The organism is Pseudomonas sp. H2_A10 (assembly GCF_054680085.1).
Genome location: NZ_CP162821.1, coordinates 5,017,126 through 5,038,195, shown reverse-complemented (window position 1 = coordinate 5,038,195; position 21,070 = coordinate 5,017,126). Strand labels below are relative to the sequence as shown.

Here is a 21,070-nt window from a genome sequence, read left to right as displayed (position 1 = left end):
CTTTTCCACATTAACGCGTAATGCACTGCTGACATACTCTAGTGAGTACTGTTGTTTGCACTTAGGGCATAACCGTTCCGAAAAAGTAGACACCCTATATGCGGGCTCCGCTTCCGTAGCAGGCTCGTAGATTTTATTGAATTTTTCGCAACTACGGTTCGCTTGTTTGGCTGGCATGACGGCTTCATCCATGAATGAGCAGGCCTATAAGATTGACCAAGGACGAGAGGATTTCAAGAAATCACATACGAAAATTCAAACAAGCGCTTACTTGATATTTTAATGCCATCATTGATGCCGCAAGCATTCATGCGGGCATGCTCGTTACTGAGCAAGCCAGCGTTTATGGCGACCGGTTAAACATGCCCCCGAGCCCGTAAGTACGGTGGCGTGGGAGGAGGGCGGCTATAGAGCCGCCTCCTGCTTGATTCCACCTTTATCCTTTACGGCGCGTTGCGGCTATGGCGGTAGTCGCTGACAGCCTCGTAAACGGCCTTGCGCAAACGGTTGATGCCGCCGATCGGGCGGTGCTCTTCTACACCAAACCACGGATTGAACGATTGATTGTCGCAGGCCAGGTTCAGTTGCGGGGTATCAAAGTCTTGTGCCGGGATCTTTACCTTGGCCACGGTTTCATAGGGCGCGTCGCTTTCCTTCCATTCGATGCTGGTGTCTTCGATCGGCATGAATTTCTGCGGGTTCTGCCGCTGGATCTGCAACACGAAGCACGCCGGTACGCGGTCGGTGGAAAGCTGCTGGCTCAGGGCTCTGCGCAAGAAGTTCGGCAGGTCCTGATTCTGTTTAGGCAATACATATTCAGGGCAGCTTTGCGGGTCGGGGGCGACGCGGAACTTGGCGTTGGCCGCGCCGAACTTGTAGGGCGAGACCGAGAAATAAGTGGTCTGCGTGGGGCTGGCCGGAGCGGGTGCCAGGGTCGCCAGCGCGATAAACAGGTGGCGCACCTGCCAACTGCGCGGGTCGACGTTGGGGAAGAATGCCAGGACTTTCTTGCCATCGGCCTGGGCACCAATGTTTTGCGCATATTCCGCCACATCGCTGACAAAAAAGTTCGGATGGCTGAACATCACGAAGTCCTGTTCGGCACGGGTTTGCTGGTCGGCGAGCAGCTGTTTGCCCGGCACGTCGAGCAGCTTGATCGCCATGCCGCGGGCATCGCGAATGCTGTCGAATTGCGGGTAGGCGTTGCCGTTGGACAGCCGCATCATCGCCTGCCAGGTTTTGCCAGGCTCGGCGAACACGCCCTGGCGCAGTGCCGGGTCAAGGTCGGCCAGCACGCTGACCTCGGCCTTCACGCAACCATGCGCCTTGGCGTGTGCATCGCGCAGGTAGCGGGTGCCTTCGCGGTGTTGGTCGACGATGCGCACCGCGGTCTGAATGATGCCCTGGGTCATCGCTGCTTCACCCGCCGGGACCTGTTCATCCGGCGACACTGGCCCGCTGTGTTGCCAGGCGTACCAGGCGGTGGCCGCCAGCCAGCCAAGCAGGCCCAGGCCCACCAGCCACAACAGGGTCTTGCCGAGAAACGCACCCAGGCGCAGCCACAGGCGGGCGAGCAGGGACGGTTGGTCATATCGAGATCGGATCATCATGGCAATTGTTGCTCCAGCGGGCCGCCCAGCACTTTGAGGTATTCCAGCAGCGCCCAGCGTTCCTGCGGCAGCAAGCCGCGGCCGATCACGCCTTTGCCACGCTCGCCAGCCCGGAATTCGTGGCCGCTGTTGTGGTTGCCGGTAATTTTGGTATCGAACAGGAAGGCATTCTTGAACGCGCCGGTCTCAAAGCCCAGGTGACGCGGGTCGTAATTGAAGGTGCCTTTATAGAAGGTGGTGCTGCGCTCGTCCTGGGGCGAAAGCAACTGGTAGATCGTTGGCACCGAGCCGTTATGCAGGAACGGCGGGGTGGCCCACACGCCGGCCAGCGGGCGGGCTTTGTAGGCACGCAACTCGCGCACGCCGATGGGCAGGCCATAGCCGTCCAGGCGTGGGCGTTCGGCGGGGGTTACGCCGGCGGCGCGGTAGGCATGGTCTTCAACGAAGGCGGTGACGTAGGCCAGGCCCTTGGCGACCGACATTTTTTTCAGGTCCAGCGGCTCGGTCGGTGTCGGGTGCAGTTGGACATTGAGCTTGGCCAGCTCCGCCGGGTCCCATTGCAGGGCGCTGAGGTCGTAGCGTTGGTCGGCAATATTACTGGCGGTGCCGGGGTCGGTGCCGATGTAATCCACGGGCAGCATCTTCAGGTGCTGCACCGGGCGGCCACCTTCTTGGGTGACGCTGGGTACGTGGCAGCTGGCGCAGTTCTCGGTGAACAGCGCACGGCCTTGGGCGGCGAGAGGCTTGTCGACAGCGCCGAACACGTCCTCGGGCCAAGTCGGTGGCTTGAGGCGTTGCAGGGTTTCTTCGATCAGGTTGAGGTCGCGCACGCGCACGCTCGATGGGTAGCGGGCATCCCCTTGTAGCGGCTGGCCGGCGCTGTCGAAAAAGGTCAGGGTGGCGCCCACGCCCAGGGCTTCGCCGATATTGCGGGCCATGGGTTGCTGGGCCGAACCGTTCCATTGCACCCAGTCGAAGGTCCAGATATCCCACAACTGCGGGTAGTCTACTGGCGCATTGGCGACGCGGTAGTTGTCCGGCGTAATGGCGTCGCCAAAGCTGGCGTTGGCGATGCGGCCGAAGGCGTCGGTACGGCCAGGGCCTTCTTCGGTGGGGTAGAGGCCGCGGTGCGTGTCGTTCCAGGCGACCTTGAGGAACGAGTTCAACGACTGCTTGAAGTCCTGGCGCAGTTGACTGTGCTCGGCGTCGTAACGGTCACCCAAGACCTGGCGGGCGAAACGCTCGAATTTCCATGGGTTGTAATACGTGGCGGCGAGGCTGGCGACCAAGGCCTGGCCGAAGCTGCCACCGCGCAAGGTCGGCACGCTGGAAGGCAGCACATGTTGCGCCGAACCGCCGTCGATACGCACTGCCTGACCTTTGAAATGCAGCTCGCCGGTGTGGCAGGCGGCGCAGGTGATATCCAGGTATTCAACGTTGCTGCCGGCATTTTTGTGCCGGGCGAAACCTACCGGCAGGTTGCCGGGGTTTTGCGCGGAGGGCACTTGTTTGGGGTCGACCAGGAAGCCGAAACGCGCCAGGTAGTCGGGCGTGGCAAAACGTCGCTCGGAGAACGGCAATTCCAGGGCGGTGAACCAGTCGTAATGCAGGCCCTTGACCTGGGTGCCCTGAGGCGTGAAGTAATACGTCTGACGGTCGGCGGCACTCCATTGATCCTGGTAGTGCACCTGTTCCACGGGCACATAGTCCGGCAGCCTGGGGTTGACGGTGTAATAGAGCACCACGGCCAGGATCAGGCCCAGCGCGGCAAGTAACAGGAGTAATACACGGCGAAAAATGCGCAAGATGGCTATCCTTGTCTCGGTCTTGTCGAGGAGTCGTGTTGTTATGCCACTACGCCACACATGCGGCAAGTGACCCTGAGCCCGGTAGTAGGCGATCCCACGATCCTTCGCGGGGCCCCATCATGAATGAAAATGCTTTTAAACACGTGAACTTATCGGAAGTTTCCTGCTCACATGCCGGTAGCCATTGGTCGTGGCCGCCTGATAAGCTCGCGACTTTATTCGAATGCCCTATTGGCGCATGAACAAGGAAATAGCATGAAACAGCATCGGTTGGCGGCGGCGGTGGCCCTGGTTAGCCTGGTACTTGCGGGTTGTGATTCGCAGACCAGCGTAGAGCTGAAAACCCCGGCGCAGAAAGCTTCCTACGGCATCGGCCTGAACATGGGCAAAAGCCTTGCCCAAGAAGGCATGGATGACCTGGACTCCAAAGCAGTAGCCCAGGGCATCGAAGATGCTGTCGGCAAGAAAGAGCAGAAGCTCAAGGACGACGAACTGGTTGAAGCGTTTGCCGCACTGCAAAAACGTGCTGAAGAACGCATGACCAAGATGAGCGAAGAGTCGGCAGCCGCCGGCAAGAAATTCCTCGAAGACAATGCCAAGAAAGACGGCGTAGTCACTACCGCTTCCGGTCTGCAGTACAAGATCATCAAGAAGGCCGACGGCGCACAGCCTAAGCCGACTGACGTGGTGACTGTTCACTACACCGGCAAGCTCACCAACGGCACCACGTTCGACAGCTCCGTGGATCGCGGCAGCCCGATTGACCTGCCGGTCAGCGGCGTGATCCCGGGTTGGGTTGAAGGCCTGCAACTGATGCACGTGGGCGAAAAGGTCGAGTTGTACATCCCGTCCGACCTGGCTTATGGCGCCCAGAGCCCGAGCCCGGCGATTCCAGCCAACTCCGTGCTGGTATTCGACTTGGAGCTGCTGGCCATCAAGGACCCAGCCAAGGCTGACGCACCTGCTGCACCTGCCGCCAAGAAGTAATCGGCGCCTGAACACACAACGCCCCGTCTCGACGGGGCGTTGTTGTTTCTGCGGCATGCATCGATCCACATGGGTGAGGGCGCTTGCTCCCACGTGGGGCGCCGCTGCAAATCCGAACGAACGTCCGTAGTGGGTAACAGTCTGATATAAGACTCAAGTGCGGCTAGCCGCACGCCTTCGCCAAGTCAATGAAATCTTGGGTTTTTTTCATGTGCGCAAAAAACGCCCGATCTGACTGGAAGCCTTGTAGTCCGTGGCTTTCAGGCATTTAAAAAGGCTCTGTTCACAAGGTTATCCACAATTTGTGTGGATAACCTTTCTGTTTGATGGAACTGGAGTGACAGATGAAACCACCCTTCAATTTCACCCGTTTCCTGCCCATGGCCGCACGCTTGCTGGGCCGTGGGCGCTTGCCGACCCTGTTGTTCGCCGTGGCCGCCAAGAGTTCGAACCAGGGCAATCGCCTGGGCAAGCTCAAGGATGATTTCAAATTGCTGCAGTCCCTCTGCCTGGCGTACTGGCGGGGCGAGTACCGGGCGATCAGCCCCAAGGCGCTGATCTCGGTGGTGGCGGGGCTGATGTACTTCCTGAGCCCGATTGATGCGATCCCGGACTTCATCCCCATGTTCGGCATGCTCGATGACATTGCTGTACTGGCCTGGATCATGAAAACTCTGGAGGGCGAACTCAGTGCTTTTCGTGCCTGGCGAGACGCCCTGCGCCCGGAAAAGCTTGCTGTTGTAGAGCGGCTGCCTGCCACGCCAGCCTTGCTGGCCAAGGAAAACCCGCAAAAAAACTGACGACTCGGCTATCCCCCTGCGACCTTTGTGGCTGTTAGGATTACACTCCTAAGGAAAGGGCTTACTTGGTAAGTGTTGTTATCCTACGGGGCAGTCATGGATATTCAGATAATTTCACGCAATGGCGAGCCCGAATACGCGGTGCTGCCATGGGATCAGTACCAGGCGCTGCTAAAAGCTGCCGGTCAGCAACAACCGACGCACACTCCTTCTCCTCCTGTACACGCCGCACCCGACCGGGACCTGCGCCCGCTGGCGGACCTGGGCCAATTGCGTGAAGCCAAGGGCCTGGCTATCGAAACCCTGGCTCGCACCGTGGGCATCAGCCCTTCGTATCTCGGATTGATCGAAAGTGGTGAACGTCAGCCGGATGCAGCGATCCGCCGCAGCCTGGCCTGGGAATTGGGCGTTGCAGGTTGGAGGGATGAATCTTGAGCCTACGTATCAGCCGTCAACATTGGGATGGTTTACTCAATGAACTGGATCAGGCGCGCCGCCAGCGGCATCTGCTGACGTACCGCGCGCTGCTTGAACGCCTGCAATTTCCGACGCCGGCGATGCAAACCCTGGCCGCGGCCCTGGAACACTTGGCGGCGCTGGACGCCAAGGCCGAGCAGCCGTTGCGCAGCTCTCTGGTGATCAGCCAGGGCGCCAGCCGCCTGCCGCGCACCGGGTTCTTCGAATGCGTGGAGCGCCTGGGGCGCTTCAGTGGGCCGTCCGATGGCGTCGCCGCCGCCTCCTGGCACGCTTCGGAAGTGGTGCGGGTGTTTGAGTACCAATACCCGGAGTCTGCCGAGGCTTAAAGGGCCTGGGGTAGCGTGTCCATGCTGTCGATCACATGGATGCTGTAACCGGCCACATCCTTGGCGTGATGCTTGACCTGCGACGCCAGCTCTGCCAACTGGCTGGCATCGAGTTGTCCACAGGCCTGTGGATACAAATGCACCACCCCAATCGACAGCGACAGCAGTGCAAACTCCTGGCGCACGCCTTGACGGTTCAACGCGACAAAACAGCCGGCGTCGAGGTGCTCGGCGCGATAGAAGCGCCGGCATTGGGTGTGGAAGTCGTCCAGCAGTTGATTGAGCCGCTTGCGCCAGTCCTGCGGCCCCAGCACCAGCAAAAAGTCATCGCCGCCGATGTGCCCGACGAAATCGCGGCTGGGGTCCACCCGGTCATTCAGGCATTGGGCCAGGCACAGCAACACCTCATCCCCTCGCCCGTAGCCATAGATGTCGTTGAACGGCTTGAAGCTGTCGATATCCACGTAGCAGATCACCGACTCCCGTTGCTGTTGCAACAGCCGTGTGAGGCATTGCTGGATCGGTACATTGCCGGGCAGCAGAGTCAGCGGGTTGGCATAGCGTGCCTGCTGGATCTTCAACTCGGTGATCAGCTTGAGTACATCGATCACCCGCCCCAGACCCAAGTAGTCGCCATTGAGCGTGATGATGAAGTCTTCTTCGATGCGTTGCCGCGCGCGGCTGGTGAGCAGGCGGCTGACCTGTTGCAGCGATTGGCTCAGTTCTACCGCCAAAAAGTCGGTGCTCATTAAACGGCTGATGGGCTTGCGCGCAAACAGGTCGGTGGCGAACGGCTTGAGCAGTGCGTCGGACAGCGAATGCCGATGGACGATGCCCACCGGGTGGCCGCGCCCATCCAGCACCGCCAGCGAGTTGAGGTTGGCCTGGCGGCGGAACGCTTCCAGCACTTGCGCCGTGGCGGTGTCCTGGTCCACCGCCGGTTGTTCATTGAGCAGAGCGCTGAGGTCGCTGCCTTCCTCGCTGAGGGTTGCGATATTTTGGTCTGGCTTGGGCAGCATCAGGCGCGCTTCCTGCGGCGGCTGTTCCTGCGGACGACAGAGCAGGTAACCCTGGACCAGGTCCACGCCCATTTCTGTCAACACCGCCAGTTCTTCAGCTAACTCGATGCCCTCGGCAATCACCTGGGCACGGGACGCCTTGGCGATTTGCAAGATCGAACCGACAAACTCGCGCTTGAGTGCATCCTGATGAATGCCATCGATAAAGTGTCGGTCGATTTTCACGTAATCCGGGCGCAACTCCGACCATAACCGCAGGCTCGAATAGCCAGCGCCCAGGTCATCCAGGGCAATCGAAAAGCCCATGTTGCGGTAATGATGCAGGGCGGTTTGCAGCAGGTCGAAATCGTCGGTGGGGGTTTGCTCGGTGAGTTCGATCACTACCTGACTCGGCGGGATGCCGAAGTCGCGCAGCAGTTGCAGGGTGCGCCCCGGTTGGTGCGCCGTTTCCATCAGGGATTGCGGGGAGATATTCAGGAACAGCTTGCCTGGTAACTTTTGTTCGCTGAAACGTCGGCATGCACTCAGGCGACAGGCCATTTCCAGTTCACTGAGACGCCCGGCCTGGCTGGCCACCGAGAACAAGGCGACAGGGGAGTGCAGCGGGCTGTTGGAGGGGCCACGGCTGAGGGCTTCGTAGCCAAGAACGCGCCGTTCGGACAGGCAGATGATCGGTTGGAACAGGCTGTGCAAACTGCCTTGAGCCAGGATAGAGCCCAGTGCATTCAGCTGTTCGTTCATGGTCATGGCGATCTCGATCGAAAAAAAGGACCCCAGGCGTTGCGCCTGGGGTCCTTCATTTCACGACAGAATGATGTCTATTTGATGACACTCCGCAGAGCGGTCACATTAAATTGCCATCATTTACTGCTTGGCCACCTGTTTACTGATCTTCAGGTAATCCAGCAGGATCCGGCCTGTCTCGGCCAGGTAAGCGTCGTCTTCCGGCTTGGTTTTATCCGCCTCGGTTGGCAGCGCGTCTTCGTCTTCTTTCTTCAGTTCCTTGAGTGGGTCTTCACCCTTGGCCTTGCGGCGGATGTTCTCCAGCACAAGCTGCTGATTCTCGATGTCGGTGTGCTGCTTACGACGGTCCACTTCGTTGAGGCTGACGGTTTTTTCTTCCATCAGCTTCTTGGCCAGGGCCAGCTTGTCGCGGATGAACACAAACTCGGCATCCTTGGCGGAGCGGGTGTCGTGGTCAGCCTTCAACTGCGCCAGGAACGGCTTGAACGGGTCCGAAGCAGGCTTGATCGCAGGACGGATGGTGTCCCAAGGCATGGCTTCCGGCAGGGCGCTTTCGCCGATTTCCTTGGTGTCGATAATCGACGGGAAATCGATGTCCGGCAGTACGCCCTGATGCTGGGTGCTCTGCCCGGAAACCCGGTAGAACTTGGCCAGTGTCAGCTTGAGCTCGCCATGGTTGAGCGGCTGGATGGTCTGCACGGTACCTTTGCCGAAGGTCTGGCCGCCGATGATCATTGCGCGGTGATAGTCCTGCATGGCACCGGCGAAAATCTCCGACGCCGAGGCCGAGAGACGGTTGACCAGCAACGCCATCGGCCCTTTGTAGAAGGCTCCCGGGTTCTCGTCTTCGAGCACGTCGACACGGCCGTCTGCATTGCGTACCAACACGGTCGGGCCCTTGTCGATAAACAGGCTGGTCAGCTCGGTGGCTTCCTGCAGGGAACCGCCGCCGTTGTTACGCAGGTCGATGACCACGCCGTCGACTTTTTCCTTCTGCAACTCTGTGAGGATTTTCTTAACGTCACGGGTGGTGGACTTGTAGTCCGGATCGCCGGCACGGAAGGCCTTGAAGTCCAGGTAGAACGCCGGAATCTCAATGACGCCCAGCTTGTAGTCCTTGCCATCCTGCTTGAGGTTGAGGACTTTCTTCTGCACGGCCTGGTCTTCGAGCTTCACCGCTTCACGGGTGATGGATACGATCTTGCTCGTCTGGTCGTTCGGCGCGTTGGTGTGCGGGATAACCTCCAGACGCACCACGCTGCCTTTTGGCCCACGGATCAGCTTGACCACTTCGTCGAGGCGCCAGCCGACCACATCGACCATCTCTTTGTCGGCCTGGGCCACGCCGATGATCTTGTCGGCAGGGGCGACCTGCTTGGTCTTGTCGGCTGGACCTGCCGGCACCAGACGCACGATTTTCACCTGGTCATTGTCGCTTTGCAGGACGGCACCAATACCTTCCAGCGACAGGCTCATGTTGATATCGAAATTTTCCGCGTTATCTGGCGACAGATAATTAGTGTGCGGGTCGTAGGACATCGCAAAGGTGTTGATGTAGGCCTGGAAGATATCTTCGGCGCGGGTCTGGTCCAGACGCGCGAGCTGATTCTTGTAGCGCTTGGTCAACAACTCCTGGATGGCCTTGGGCTCTTTGCCGGCGATCTTCAGGCGCAGCACTTCGTCCTTGACGCGTTTGCGCCATAAGTCGTCGAGTGCGGCGGTGCTGGTGAGCCAAGGGGCGTCCTTGCGGTCCACCAGAAGGGATTCCTTCTGGGTGAAGTCGAGCTTGTCGACGCCTTTGTTCAGCTCAGCCAGGGCGAAGTCCAGACGCGCTTTGACACGGTCCAGGTAACGCTTGTAGATGGTAAAGCCGGGCTGCAGGTCGCCGCTCTTGAGGAAGTCGTCGAACTGGGTTTTCCACTTGTCGAACTCAGCGATATCGCTGGCCAGGAAGTAGCTGCGCGACGGGTCCAGCAACTTGAGGTAGCTGTCGTAGATGATCACCGAGCGAGCGTCATCCAGTGGCGGCTTGCTGTAGTGATGACGCTTGAGCAACTCGACGACGTTGAGGCTGGCAATCACCTCATCGCGATCCGGCTGAAGGTTGTCCCAGCTGTTGGCTGCGAACGTATTGGTCGACATCGACGCGAAGCCGAGACCAATGAAAAAAGCGAGGGCGGTGCTGGGGAACAGATGCTTCATGCTGATTCGACGCGGGGGCAATTGATAACGCATATTAGGCCGTCTTTGAAGTTGCCGGTTCCATAGGGGCCGGTCGCATAATGCAAAAAGCCCGGCGCTACTGCTACGGGCTCAGTCCAGACTCACTATGGAGGCACTGTGAAAGCATTGCAAGGCGTTGAAGGTCATGTGGAGTGGTTGGACGAACCAAGTCCTACATGTGATGTAGGCCAAGTTCGCATTCGTGTAGCGGCGGCCGGCCTTAATCGCGCCGATTTATTGCAACGTGCGGGGTTCTATCCGCCGCCACCCGGCGCCAGCCAAGTGTTGGGCCTGGAGTGTTCCGGAGTGATCAGCGAAGTGGGGGCGGGCTCGTCCTGGCAAGTGGGCGATCGCGTGTGTGCGCTGCTCGCCGGTGGGGGTATGGCCGAAGAAGTGGTGGTGGATGCACGGCATGTGTTGCCGGTACCGGAAGGCTTGTCGCTGATCGAAGCGGCGGGATTGCCTGAGGTGTACAGCACCGCGTGGCTGAATTTGTTCCAATTGGCGGGGCTCAAGCCCGGGGAGAAGGCGCTGCTGCATGCTGGCGCCAGCGGCGTGGGCTCGGCGGCGATCCAGCTGTGCAAGGCGTTTGGCAGCCCATGCTGGGTCAGTGTGGGGTCGGCGGAACGTCTGGCGTACTGTGAGAAGCTGGGCGCCCAGGGCGGCGTGGTGCGCACCGACGGGATCGAAGGGCTGCGCGACTTCGGGCCGTTCGATGTGATTCTCGACCCGGTGGGCGGCGACTATGCGGCGCTGGACCTCAAGCTGCTGGCCCTGGATGGGCGTTGGGTGTTGATTGGTTTGATGGGGGGCCGTGAGGCGCAGTTGGACCTGGCGCAGGTGCTGGGCAAGCGCATTCAGTTGCTGGGCTCGACCCTGCGCAGCCGCGATGACCAGTTCAAGGCCGACCTGTTCAGTGACCTGAGCCAGCACGTGTGGCCGTTGTTCGCCGAAGGGCGCCTGAGCCCGCAACTGGCCAGGACCTTTGCGATCAAGGATGCCGAGGCGGCGTTTGCCGAACTGGCGACCAACCGGGTTGCCGGGAAGTTGGTGTTGGTGATTGACGAAAGCTTCACCTGATTCCGGATTGGAATAGGGTCAATGTGGGAGGGGCTTGCCCCCGATGGCGGTGTGTCAGATGAAACATTTTTCACTGATCCACCGCCATCGGGGGCAAGTCGAATCGTCGCACCGCCCCTCCCACATTTGGATCTCTGTTGAATCAGGTCCAGTGATAGATTGGCCAATCGGCCTTCTCGGCATGTTCGCGCAACACCGGGTCTGGGTTCACTACGTGCGGGTAATCGACCTTCAATAACAACGGCAGATCATTGCGCGAATCCGAGTAGAAATACGCACCCTCCAACGTCTCACCTTCCTGTTCCAGCCAGTCCAGCAAACGCGTGATCTTGCCTTCGCGGTAGGTCAGTACACCCACCGTACGGCCGCTGTACACGCCATGGCTGATCTCCAGTTCAATCCCCAGCACCTCATCGATGCCGATGCGCGCCGCAATCGGTTTCACCAGGTGCGTGCCCGAGGCGGAGATCACCAGAATACGGTCACCGTTGGCGCGATGGCGGGCGATGGTTTTGGTCGCGTCGCTGTAGATCAGCGGTTCGATGATGTCCTCGACCCATGGCTCCACCAGGTGTTCGATTTCCTCCGGCGTACGGCCGATCATTGGCTCCAGGCTGAAATCCATGAAGTCTTCCATCGCCAACTCGCCCCGGCTGTAGGCGTCCATCAGTTCGTTGTTCCTGCGCATGAACGACTCAGGGTCGACCCAGCCCAGGCGGCCCATCTGCTCGCTCCACAGGGTGGCGCAGTCGCCGTGGATCAGGGTGTCGTCCAGATCAAAAATTACCAATGCCATCCTTTACGCTCTCTCAATCAATCGTTGCATCAGGCTACTTCACACAGCGCACTGGGGTCGATGGAAAGTGCCAGGCGCTGGCCGTCCGGGTGCAGGTCATCGGCCGAGCGGTTGAGCACGTCCACCACCAGCTCCACGCCACGCGCTTCGATGCGGTAGCGGATCACATTGCCCAAAAGGCTATGACTGCGCACCAGCGCATCCAGCTCGCCGCTGCGGCTCAACTCGATAGCTTCGGGGCGAATCGCGATGCGCCCACTGATTGGGCGTTGCAGCAACCGGCTGGCCTTGTCGGCATCGAGCAGGTTGTAGTTGCCGATGAACCCGGCGGCGAACACATCGACCGGCGCGGTGTAGAGTGTTTCGGCATCGCCGCTCTGTACGATCTTGCCCTGGTTCATCAGGAAGATGCGGTCGGACATGGTCAGGGCTTCTTCCTGGTCATGGGTCACGAAAATCGTGGTCAAGCCCAGTTCGCGCTGAATCTGGCGGATCTGTTCGCGCAGGTGCTTGCGAATGCGCGCGTCAAGCGCCGACAGCGGTTCATCCAGCAGCAACAGGCGAGGGCGGGTTACCAGGGAGCGGGCCAGGGCCACGCGCTGGCACTGGCCGCCGGACATCTGGTGCGGATAGCGCCCGGCCAGATCCTTGAGTTCCACCAGTTGCAGCACTTGCTGTACGCGTTGGTGGCTGTCGTCGGCGTTGACCTTTTGCATGCGCAGGCCGAAGGCGACGTTTTGTTCCACGGTCATGTTGGGGAACAGCGCGTAGCTCTGGAACACCATGCCGATATGTCGTTTTTGCGGGCTCAGCGGCACGATGTCCTGGCCGTCCAGCAGGATGCTGCCGCTATCCACCGAGGTCAGCCCGGCGATGCAGCGCAGCAGGGTCGATTTGCCGCAACCGGACGGGCCGAGCAGGGTGACGAACTCGCCCTTGGCGATCTCGCAGTTGATATCGCTGAACACCGGCGTACCGGCGTAGCTCTTTTGCAAATGTTGGACGCTGACGAAGCTCATTGGCTTTTGTCCTTGTTCAAGGTATTGGCGGCCCAGGTCAGCACCAGCACAAAGAAGAAATAGGAAATGACCACGGCACTGGTGAAGTGGCCGCTGCTGTTGCGCATATTGTTGAGGTACACCTGCAGGGTCTCGTAGCGGGTACCCACCAAAATGTTGGCGAACACGAACTCACCGAACAGGAACGAGAACGACAGCAGCAGCGCCACCATCAGGCCTTTGCGCAGGTTGGGCAGCACGACGAAGATCGCCGCTTGCCAGGTGCTCGCGCCCAGCAGTTGCGAGGCGTCCATCAGGTCGCGCAGGTTGATCGCTTGCAGGTTGTTGGTGATCGCCCGGTACATGAACGGCAGCGCCACGGTGAAGTAGCAACCGATCAGGATCCACGGCGTGCCCACCATCGCCAAGGGGCCTGAACCGTAGAGTTGCAGCAGGCCCACCGACGACACCACCGGCGGCACCGCGAAGGGCAGCAGGATCAGAATGTTCATCAGCGCGTCGAGCTTGGGGAAGTGGTAATGCACCACGAACAACAGCGGCAGAATCAGCACCACCGACAGGATCAGCGCGCCCACGCACACCAACAATGACTGACCGAAGGCCATCAAGAAGCGCGGGTCGCTCCACAGTTGCACATACCATTTCAGGGTAAAGCCCGCCGGTAGAATGGTCGCCGACCAACTGCTGGCGATGGAGTAGACAAAGGTGCCTACCAGCGGCAACACCAGGATCACAAACAACAGCGTCACCACCACCCGGTGGTAGAGGGAGGCCGGGCCGGCTTCAGCGCGAGACATGGTAGCTCCTCTTGAGCAGCAGTTGATGAACCACCGTGACCACCGTCATCAGCGCCACCAGCACCACGGCCAGCGCGCTGGCCATGTTCGGGTCCAGCGATACATCGCCGGAAACCAGCCCCGCAATACGAATCGGCAGCACGTTGAAGTTGCCGGTGGTCAATGCATACACGGTGGCGTAGGCGCCCAGGGCGTTGGCCAGCAGAATCACGAAAGTACCCAGCAGCGCGGGCGTCAGCACCGGTAAGCCGATATGCCGCCAGAACTGCCAGCCATTGGCGCCGAGCAGGGACGCCGACTCACGCCAGTCTTCGCGCAATGCATCGAACGCCGGATACAGCAGCAGTACGCCGAGGGGGATCTGGAAGTAGGTGTAGAGAATGATCAGGCCCGTCTTGGAGTACAGGTTGAAATCCTGAATGATCCCCGCCTGTTTGAGCATGATGGTGATGCTGCCGTTGAATCCCAGCAAAATGATGAACGCGAAGGCCAGGGGTACGCCGGCGAAATTGCTGGTCATGTTGGCGAAGGCGGTGACGAAGTTGCGCAGCGGCGAATCCACACGGCGCAACGAATAACTGCCGAGGGTGGCGATGATGATGCCGAAGATGCTGGAGTAAAAGCTGATCTCCAGGCTGAACTGGATCGCTTGCAGGTAGAACTTCGAGCTGAAGATGCGCGTGAAGTTTTCCAGGCTCCAGCCGGCCTCTTCGGTTTGCAGGCTGTTGATCAGCACCCATACCAGCGGTGCGATTTCGAACACGATAAAGAACAGCGCGAAAGGCACCAGGCAGAGCAGCGCCAGCCATTTGCCGCGAGTCATGGCATTCACTTCAATAGCTCCCGGCACACAGCTTTGTCGTGGGGCACGCCCAATAGTTGGCAGATGGTGCCGCACAGATCGGTCTGTTTGGGTGCGGCCTTGGTATCCAGGCTGAAAGCATCGCCGAGCACAAACAGCGGCACTTCGCGCTCCTCCGGCAACAGGCCGTTGTGGGAGCGGTCGTTGTTCATGCCGTGGTCTGCGGTCACCAGCACTTGGTAGCCGACGTCGAGCCAGCCTTGCAGGTAATCGGCCAGGATGATGTCGGCCGAGCGGGCACTGTTGCGGTATTGCGCGGTGTCGAGGCCGTGCTTGTGGCCGGCGTCGTCGATGTTCATCGGGTGCACCACCAGCAAGTCCGGCGCGTGCTTGAGCCGCAGGCTTTCGGCGTCGGCGAACAGGTGGGAATCCGGGTAGTGGTCATTCCAGTAGAAATGTCCGTGCTGGATCGCCAGCGCCTTGTCGTCGGTATGACGATCACGGGCGGCGAGAAAGGGCGTGCGGTTGTACAACTCGCTGACCCAATGGTAAGCCGCTGCCGCCGTGGTAAGACCCGCGTCGGTGGCGTAATGGAAAATACTGCGCTGGTTGGACAGGCGCGAGACGTTGTTATGCACGATGCCGCTCTGGATCGGTGGCACGCCGGTCAGGATGCATTCGTATAGCGGGCGCGACAGCGAGGGCAATTCACATTCCAGTGTGTAGAGGGCTGCGCGTCCTGCGCCGACATAGGCCTGCAAGTGCCCCATGGTATGCCTGGCAACCTCGAAGTTAAGGCCGTCGAGCACGACAAGGATGACTGGATGTTTCATGGGCGGCGACGCTCCGCAACGATTGACTTGGCTCAATGCCTCTGGAGGAACGGGGGGGCAAAAATGTGGGAGGGGGCTTGCCCCCTCCCACATTGGACCGCCACTGGCGTTCCAATGTGGGATGGATCCCTTACTTCATCTCTACGATGACCTGCTCGTTCCACAATTGAGGCAGTTTTTTGGACGTCGCTTCCCAGGCATCGGCATCCTTGATCGGCTGCGGGTTGGCCTTGGTGTACTGCTCGCCCGGGATCAGGTTCTTGGCGATTTCGGCCGGCAGTTTCAGGTCGGTTTCGGCACGTATCGGACGCGCATTGCCCTTGGCCAGGTTGAGCTGGCCGGCATCGCTGAAGATGTACTCGCGGGTCAGCTTGGCCGCGTTCGGGTGCTTGGCGTGTTTGTTGATGATGGTGGTGTAGCCGGATTTCACCGAGCCGTCAGACGGGATCAACACCACGTAGTCATCCGGGTTGGCCATCTTGGCTTTGTAGCTCAGGCCGTTGAAGTCCCAGACAATGCCCACTTCGACTTCGCCTTTTTCCATGGTGGCGATGGTGGGGTTGGACAGGCCGAGGCGACCTTGCTGAGCGATCTTGGTAAAAAACTGCAGGCCGGGGGCGATGTTTTTCTCGTCGCCTTTGTTGGCAATGGCGGCAGCCAGTACAGCGTTGGACGCCTGGGCCGCGGTGCTTACGTCACCCACGGATACTTTGTACTTGCCGGTTTGCAGGTCCGCCCAACTGGTTGGTACGTCGGAACCATGCAGCAGTTTCTTGTTGACGATAAACGCGATGGTGCCGGTGTAGGCCAGGGCCCAGTGGCCGTCTTTGTCTTTTGCCCAATCCGGTACCGAAGCCCAAGTGGAAGGCTTGTACGGCTGGGTGACTTCCTGCTTTACCGCAATCGGGCCGAAGGCTGCGCCGACGTCGCCGATATCAGCGCTGGCGTTGTCTTTCTCGGCTTTGAACTTGGCGATTTCCTGGGCCGAGCTCATGTCGGTATCCATGTGCTTGAGGCCGTAGTTGTTGGCCAGGTCTTCCCAGGTGCCTTTCCAATTGGCCCAGTCATCGGGCATGCCGACGCTGTTGACGGCGCCTTCCGCTTTCGCGGCGGCTTCCAAGGTTTTTAGATCGGTATCAGCAGCCATGGCGGCGGTGCACATGGCAATGGTCGAGCCTAACAGTGATGCCAGGAAAAGCTGTTTCATCCGAAGCTCCTTTGGGCGTTTTCAACGCGGCGTTTTTATGAACGTTTGCGGTGGTGTTGGTCTAGGTCAGCAATACCTGAGCCAATTTAGGCTCGATGGATGACAGTTTCATGTCGATGTCGTTTTTATCGTGCGGGTGTCGCTCGACGCAGGTTCAGCGTAGACCATGCTCAAGCGCCCGCAGGCGCTGGACTTGGCCGATGTATTGCAAGACGTGCGACATGTACTTGCGGTGGGCTGTCATCTGTCGGTCATCTGTAATGCCTACGCTTGCACGCAGCCACAAGAGCCCGATTGCGGAGCGTTTTATGCACCTGAACGGTGCTGGTCTAGTCCAGATAGGTAACGTTGATGCGCGATGAGGCAATCAAGGCGGTAACCTCCATCGGCCTGGCGCTGCAAGAGCAGATCGACCACGGCCTGTTGCCGCCTGCAAGCAAATTGCCCGCCGAGCGCAAGCTCAGCGAGTTGTTTGGTACCACTCGAATCACCGTGCGTGAAGCCTTGTTACAACTGGAGGCCCAAGGCCAGATTTATCGCGAGGAGCGCCGTGGCTGGTTCGTTTCGCCGCCCCGGCTGGCCTACAACCTGATGCAGCGCAGCCACTTTCACGCCATGGTCAATGACCAGGGGCGCGTGGCCTCGACCGAAGTGATTTCTGCGCGGTTGCAACCTGCGTCGGCGGCGGTGTGTGCGTGGTTGCAACTGCCGGCGCTGTCCAGTGTGATCCAGATCTGCCGGGGCCGGCGGATAGACGGGCGTTTGGTGTTGTACGTGGAGCACTATCTGAACCCGCAGTATTTTCCGGGGATTCTTGAGTGCGACCTTAATCAGTCGATGACCGAGTTGTACGCCCGCAAGTACAACTTGCATTACGGGCGGGTGCGTTTCGAGATTGTTCCGACTTCACTGCCGGTGGAAGCCGCCGCCGCATTACGCGTGTCGGTGGGCAGCCCGGGCTTGCGTATCGCCCGGGTCAATTACGACCAGCATCAGCGGTTGATCGATTGCGACCTGGAGTTCTGGCGGCATGATGCGATCCATGTGGGCGTGGATGTCATGGGGTCAGCGCCTTGATCACCTGATCCACATTGGTTTCCAGCTCTGATACCGGATCGGCGCCGTCGACATTCAGTACCAACAATGTCGAGCCGCCTTCGGTGATGGCGGTTTTCACTGCCTCACTGGGCTGGCGATGATGCAGCACGACCGCGACGTCGTTGGCCTTCAGCTCGGCGCTGAGTTTTTGCAGCGCTTGAGGCGTCCAATCGGCATCCGGCCGTGCGTCGGTGCTGACCAGCTCCAGGTTCAGGCTGCTGAGCAGGTATGCGAAGTGATCGCTCAAGCTGACCACGCTCAGGTTGTCCGCCTTGGCCAGTCGCGCTTCGCTGTCGGCGGTGAGCTTGAGCAGGCGTTGCTTGAGTACGGCCAGGTTGGCGTCGATTTTCGCCTTGGCACCCGGTGCCAGGCGGCTCAGGTCGGCAGCCATGACGTCGGCCATGCGCCCCAGGTTGTTGCTCGATTGCCAGGGCTGGCTGTTCAAACCGTCGGCAACGCCGGGCTGCACCGCGATCCCAGGCAAGCCGCCATCCACCGGGCGCGCGGCGTCGACTTCGACGATGCGGATGTTGCTGCGCCGAGCCACCGGGTACAGCGGGTCATCCGCCCACAGCGAGCGCAGGCCGATGGCGGCGTCGGCATCCTGGGCCAGCGCGTTCAATGCCGGCGCGCCACGCCCGGTGAAGTACGACACCTGGCGTGAGCCAGGCAGGTTGGCCGGTGCCGCGCGCTCCAGTTGCACGTCGGTGCCCTTGAGCAGTACCTCGGCCAGGCCATAGGTGATTGGCAGCGAGGCCAGCACTTTTACGGGTTTAGCGGCGTGCGCAGCCGGTTTGGCGGGCAGGGCGGCCATCAATGGCGTAGTGGCTAAACAGGCGATGGCGAGGGCCAGAGGCTGAAGAACAGAGCGCATTATCCAAGGTTCCCTTTAAGGCTGGGCACGGTACCGCGCGCAATGGCGGCGAGGGCGAAAGCGATACCGGCCATCAGAATGATCGCCGCGCCGGAGGGGATGGGCAGGTCGAAGATGATCGGTAACAGGATCCCGCATAGGGTGCTGACGGTGGCGATCACCACCGAGACCCAGAAGAAGCCTTTGAGCGACTGGCTCAACAGCCGCGCCGCCGCCGCGGGAATCACCAGCAGGGCGCCCACCAGGATCGCGCCGATGACCTTGACCGCAGCCACGGTGATCAGTGTCACCAGGATCACGAACAGGTAATCGAGTGTCTTCACCGCCACGCCGCGCACCGCCGCCAGCTGCGGGTTGAAGCTGGCCAGCATGATGCGGTTGTACAGCGGCAGCGCCAGGGCCATCACCAGTGAACCGACAATGGCCAGCACCAGCAGGTCATTGCCGTTGACGGTCAACACTGAGCCGAACAACACGTTTTCCAGGATATGCACGTTGATCTTGCCCGCCAGGATCAGCAGTAGGCTCGCGCCCAACGCCAGGGAAACCGACAGGAACACGCCGATCAAGGTGTCCGGCGCCAGGCCGGTGCGGTTGCGCAGGTAGTTGAGCAGGATGCCGAACAGCAGGCAGTAGCCGAACAGGCTGCCGTAGGGGCCGGTATAGGGCTCGCCGAGCAGAATGCCCACGGCCACGCCGGTCAGTGCGGCATGGCCGACCGCTTCGGAGAAGAACGCAAAGCGCTTGACTACCACCAACGTGCCCAGGCCGCCCAACACCGGGCCGATCAGCAGGCCGGCGAGCAGGGCGTTGACCACAAAGCCGTAGGCCAGCGCCTCCGGCAGGTAGCCGGAGGAAGCCCAGCCCTGGACCATCAGGCGAAATGCTTCATAACTCATTGCGCCGGGCTCCGAGGGTGGGTGGAAAACAGGCTCAGCAGGCGCTCCGGGGTCAGTGCCTGTTTGGGGGTGGCGTCGAACAGCACGCGGCGGTTGAGGCCGGTGACACGGTCAGCCAGGCGGCCGACGGCTTCCAGGTCGTGTTCGATCCACAGTACGGTGATCCCGGCCAGGCGCCAGTCATTGAGCAGCCGCTCGAAGACCTGGATGCCCGCCTCATCGAGGGCCGACATCGGTTCATCCAGTACCAGCAAGTGCGGTGCGGGGATAAGGCCTTGGGCCAGTAATACACGCTGTCGCTCGCCGCCGGACAACGCGCCCATGCGCCGCTTGCGTTTGTCCTGCATGCCGACCCGTTCCAGGGCTTCGCCAATCGCGGCGGCGTAATGTTTGGACAAACCCAGAAATGCCGGACGCCGCTGGCACATGGCAGCCATGAAGTCGTCCACGGTCATCGGCAAGCCACGGTCAAATTCCAGTGCCTGGGGCACATAACCGATGGTGCCGGGCGTGGTCGGCCATTCCAGGCTCAAACGCCCCTGGTGCGGCGTTTGCCCCAACAGGGTCTTGATCAGCGAGCTTTTACCGCCGCCGTTGGGGCCGACCAGGGCGTGGATGCTGCCCGGCTGCACCTGGAAACACACACTATCGAGAATTACGGTGCGGCCCAGCGTCAGGGATACCTTGTCGAACTCAACGGTCGGGCCGACGCAGGCCATCTTGAGTTGCTCAGCCGCCGTCATGCGCCCGACTCCTGAATCGCGCGGACCACCGTGTTGAGGTTGCCGGTCATCTCCACTTCGTACTTTTCAGCGCTGTATTCGCCGTAGGAAATATGCGACAGCGGGTACAGCTTGACCCCGGATTCGCGCTGGATGGTGTCGACGTAAGTGGACGGGAAATCCATCTCCGAAAAGATCACCTTTACGTCCAGGGCGCGCAGTTCGTCGATCGTCTTTTTCAACTGGCTGGGGCTCGGCTCGATACCGTGCGCCGGTTCGACCACAGCTGTGACTTCCAGGCCGAACTCACGCAGCAGGTAGTCGTAGGCCGCATGTACGGTGGCCACGCGCAGGTCCGGGTTGGGCGCGCTGGTGAGCTTGGCCAGGGCATCGGCGCGCATCTGGCGCAGGCGCTTGCCGTAGGCGCGCGCGTTCTGGGTGTAGGTCTTGGCGTTGTCCGGGTCGAGTTTGCCCAACTCGCGGGCAATGTTGTTGACCTGGGCAATCGATGCACTGATCGACAGGAAGGTGTGCGGGTTGACCACCTTGCCCGCACCGCGCGCGGCATTACCGGTAGCGGCCAGCAGTGGCACGTTGGCGTTGGCTTCGATCACCGGGATGTCCGGGCGCTCGCTGGTGGCGATCATGCGGTCGGCGAAGTCGTCATGGCCAACGCCGTTGAGCACGATCACGTCCAGGGTGCCGATGCGCTTGATGTCTTCGGCGCGCGGCTCGTAGGCATGGGGGTTGAAACCGGCCGGAATCAGCGGCACCACGTCGGCCTTGTCGCCAACGATATTGGTCACATAGCTGTAGTAAGGGTGCAGGGTGATGCCGATACGCAGGCGTTTGGCGGCCTCGGCATTAGCCAGGGGAGCAAGCATCAGGCTGAACAGGCTGACCAGCAACAGACGCAACAAGGGAGATGAAATAGACATGGGCAATCGGT

General features: G+C 60.4%; 20 protein-coding genes. 6 read left to right on the top strand and 14 right to left on the bottom strand.

Annotation, left to right across the window (positions count from 1 at the left end):
- Nucleotides 1-443: 443 nt before the first annotated feature.
- Nucleotides 444-1,610, bottom strand: coding sequence for a catalase family protein (locus AB4O23_RS23305; RefSeq protein ID WP_065876936.1), 1,167 nt, complete (start codon nt 1,608-1,610; stop codon nt 444-446).
- Nucleotides 1,607-3,415, bottom strand: coding sequence for a di-heme-cytochrome C peroxidase (locus tag AB4O23_RS23300; protein WP_460060787.1), 1,809 nt, complete (start codon nt 3,413-3,415; stop codon nt 1,607-1,609). Before AB4O23_RS23300 ends, AB4O23_RS23305 begins: the two co-directional genes overlap by 4 nt.
- A 258-nt stretch (nt 3,416-3,673) precedes the next feature.
- Here AB4O23_RS23300 and AB4O23_RS23295 point away from each other — a divergent pair, with 258 nt between their 5' ends.
- The 4 genes from AB4O23_RS23295 (at nt 3,674) to AB4O23_RS23280 (ending at nt 6,008) form a co-directional block, all read left to right on the top strand.
- Nucleotides 3,674-4,405 carry an FKBP-type peptidyl-prolyl cis-trans isomerase gene (locus AB4O23_RS23295; RefSeq protein WP_003172938.1) on the top strand — a complete coding sequence of 244 codons (732 nt, stop codon included), beginning with the start codon at nt 3,674-3,676 and terminating at the stop codon, nt 4,403-4,405.
- Between the two features lie 344 nt (nt 4,406-4,749).
- Nucleotides 4,750-5,205, top strand: a complete 456-nt coding sequence (locus tag AB4O23_RS23290; protein WP_017530342.1) for a YkvA family protein — start codon at nt 4,750-4,752, stop codon at nt 5,203-5,205.
- 96 nt (nt 5,206-5,301) lie between these two features.
- On the top strand, nt 5,302-5,640 hold the full coding sequence (locus AB4O23_RS23285) for a helix-turn-helix domain-containing protein (protein WP_460060782.1): 339 nt from the start codon (nt 5,302-5,304) through the stop codon (nt 5,638-5,640).
- Nucleotides 5,637-6,008: a hypothetical protein gene (locus AB4O23_RS23280; RefSeq protein WP_017530344.1), complete on the top strand. Its 372-nt coding sequence runs from the start codon at nt 5,637-5,639 to the stop codon at nt 6,006-6,008. The genes AB4O23_RS23285 and AB4O23_RS23280 overlap by 4 nt, the downstream gene beginning before the upstream one ends.
- On the opposite strand, the gene AB4O23_RS23275 is transcribed toward AB4O23_RS23280, so the two are convergent.
- Together AB4O23_RS23275 and AB4O23_RS23270 are read right to left on the bottom strand one after the other, a co-directional pair.
- Nucleotides 6,005-7,774 carry a bifunctional diguanylate cyclase/phosphodiesterase gene (locus AB4O23_RS23275; RefSeq protein WP_460060778.1) on the bottom strand — a complete coding sequence of 590 codons (1,770 nt, stop codon included), beginning with the start codon at nt 7,772-7,774 and terminating at the stop codon, nt 6,005-6,007. The genes AB4O23_RS23280 and AB4O23_RS23275 overlap by 4 nt on opposite strands.
- 117 nt (nt 7,775-7,891) lie before the next feature.
- Entirely contained in the window at nt 7,892-9,973 is a 2,082-nt protein-coding gene (locus AB4O23_RS23270; RefSeq protein ID WP_223271462.1) for a carboxy terminal-processing peptidase, read from the bottom strand.
- Nucleotides 9,974-10,111: 138 nt separating this feature from the next.
- Between AB4O23_RS23270 and AB4O23_RS23265 the strand changes: the two genes are divergently transcribed.
- Nucleotides 10,112-11,074, top strand: coding sequence for a zinc-binding dehydrogenase (locus AB4O23_RS23265; protein ID WP_065876940.1), 963 nt, complete (start codon nt 10,112-10,114; stop codon nt 11,072-11,074).
- Nucleotides 11,075-11,216: 142 nt separating this feature from the next.
- On the opposite strand, the gene AB4O23_RS23260 is transcribed toward AB4O23_RS23265, so the two are convergent.
- From AB4O23_RS23260 to AB4O23_RS23235, 6 genes are all read right to left on the bottom strand, one after another.
- The gene (locus tag AB4O23_RS23260) at nt 11,217-11,870 is read right to left on the bottom strand and encodes an HAD family hydrolase (RefSeq protein WP_065876941.1); all 654 of its coding nucleotides are present in this window, start codon (nt 11,868-11,870) and stop codon (nt 11,217-11,219) included.
- Between the two features lie 29 nt (nt 11,871-11,899).
- Nucleotides 11,900-12,889 (bottom strand): ABC transporter ATP-binding protein, encoded by a 990-nt coding sequence (locus AB4O23_RS23255; RefSeq protein ID WP_017530348.1) that lies wholly within the window; start codon nt 12,887-12,889, stop codon nt 11,900-11,902.
- A complete protein-coding gene (locus AB4O23_RS23250; protein WP_017530349.1) occupies nt 12,886-13,686 on the bottom strand; it encodes an ABC transporter permease in 801 nt (266 codons plus the stop codon). The genes AB4O23_RS23255 and AB4O23_RS23250 overlap by 4 nt, the downstream gene beginning before the upstream one ends.
- A complete protein-coding gene (locus AB4O23_RS23245; RefSeq protein ID WP_017530350.1) occupies nt 13,673-14,509 on the bottom strand; it encodes an ABC transporter permease in 837 nt (278 codons plus the stop codon). Before AB4O23_RS23245 ends, AB4O23_RS23250 begins: the two co-directional genes overlap by 14 nt.
- 5 nt (nt 14,510-14,514) lie before the next feature.
- Nucleotides 14,515-15,321 carry an alkaline phosphatase family protein gene (locus tag AB4O23_RS23240; protein WP_068932395.1) on the bottom strand — a complete coding sequence of 269 codons (807 nt, stop codon included), beginning with the start codon at nt 15,319-15,321 and terminating at the stop codon, nt 14,515-14,517.
- 130 nt (nt 15,322-15,451) lie between these two features.
- Nucleotides 15,452-16,528, bottom strand: coding sequence for an ABC transporter substrate-binding protein (locus AB4O23_RS23235; RefSeq protein WP_460060771.1), 1,077 nt, complete (start codon nt 16,526-16,528; stop codon nt 15,452-15,454).
- Nucleotides 16,529-16,879: 351 nt separating this feature from the next.
- Between AB4O23_RS23235 and AB4O23_RS23230 the strand changes: the two genes are divergently transcribed.
- Complete coding sequence (locus tag AB4O23_RS23230) at nt 16,880-17,605, top strand: UTRA domain-containing protein (protein ID WP_017530353.1); 726 nt, start codon at nt 16,880-16,882, stop codon at nt 17,603-17,605.
- Here AB4O23_RS23230 and AB4O23_RS23225 read toward each other — a convergent pair.
- The 4 genes from AB4O23_RS23225 to AB4O23_RS23210 are packed head-to-tail and all read right to left on the bottom strand — an operon-like array spanning nt 17,586 to nt 21,059.
- Nucleotides 17,586-18,500 (bottom strand): metal ABC transporter solute-binding protein, Zn/Mn family, encoded by a 915-nt coding sequence (locus AB4O23_RS23225; RefSeq protein ID WP_217856056.1) that lies wholly within the window; start codon nt 18,498-18,500, stop codon nt 17,586-17,588. The two genes, AB4O23_RS23230 and AB4O23_RS23225, sit on opposite strands and share 20 nt — an antisense overlap.
- Nucleotides 18,500-19,399, bottom strand: coding sequence for a metal ABC transporter permease (locus tag AB4O23_RS23220; protein ID WP_017530355.1), 900 nt, complete (start codon nt 19,397-19,399; stop codon nt 18,500-18,502). Before AB4O23_RS23220 ends, AB4O23_RS23225 begins: the two co-directional genes overlap by 1 nt.
- Nucleotides 19,396-20,142 (bottom strand): metal ABC transporter ATP-binding protein, encoded by a 747-nt coding sequence (locus tag AB4O23_RS23215; RefSeq protein WP_017530356.1) that lies wholly within the window; start codon nt 20,140-20,142, stop codon nt 19,396-19,398. Before AB4O23_RS23215 ends, AB4O23_RS23220 begins: the two co-directional genes overlap by 4 nt.
- Nucleotides 20,139-21,059 carry a metal ABC transporter substrate-binding protein gene (locus tag AB4O23_RS23210; protein ID WP_017530357.1) on the bottom strand — a complete coding sequence of 307 codons (921 nt, stop codon included), beginning with the start codon at nt 21,057-21,059 and terminating at the stop codon, nt 20,139-20,141. Before AB4O23_RS23210 ends, AB4O23_RS23215 begins: the two co-directional genes overlap by 4 nt.
- Nucleotides 21,060-21,070 lie beyond the last annotated feature (11 nt).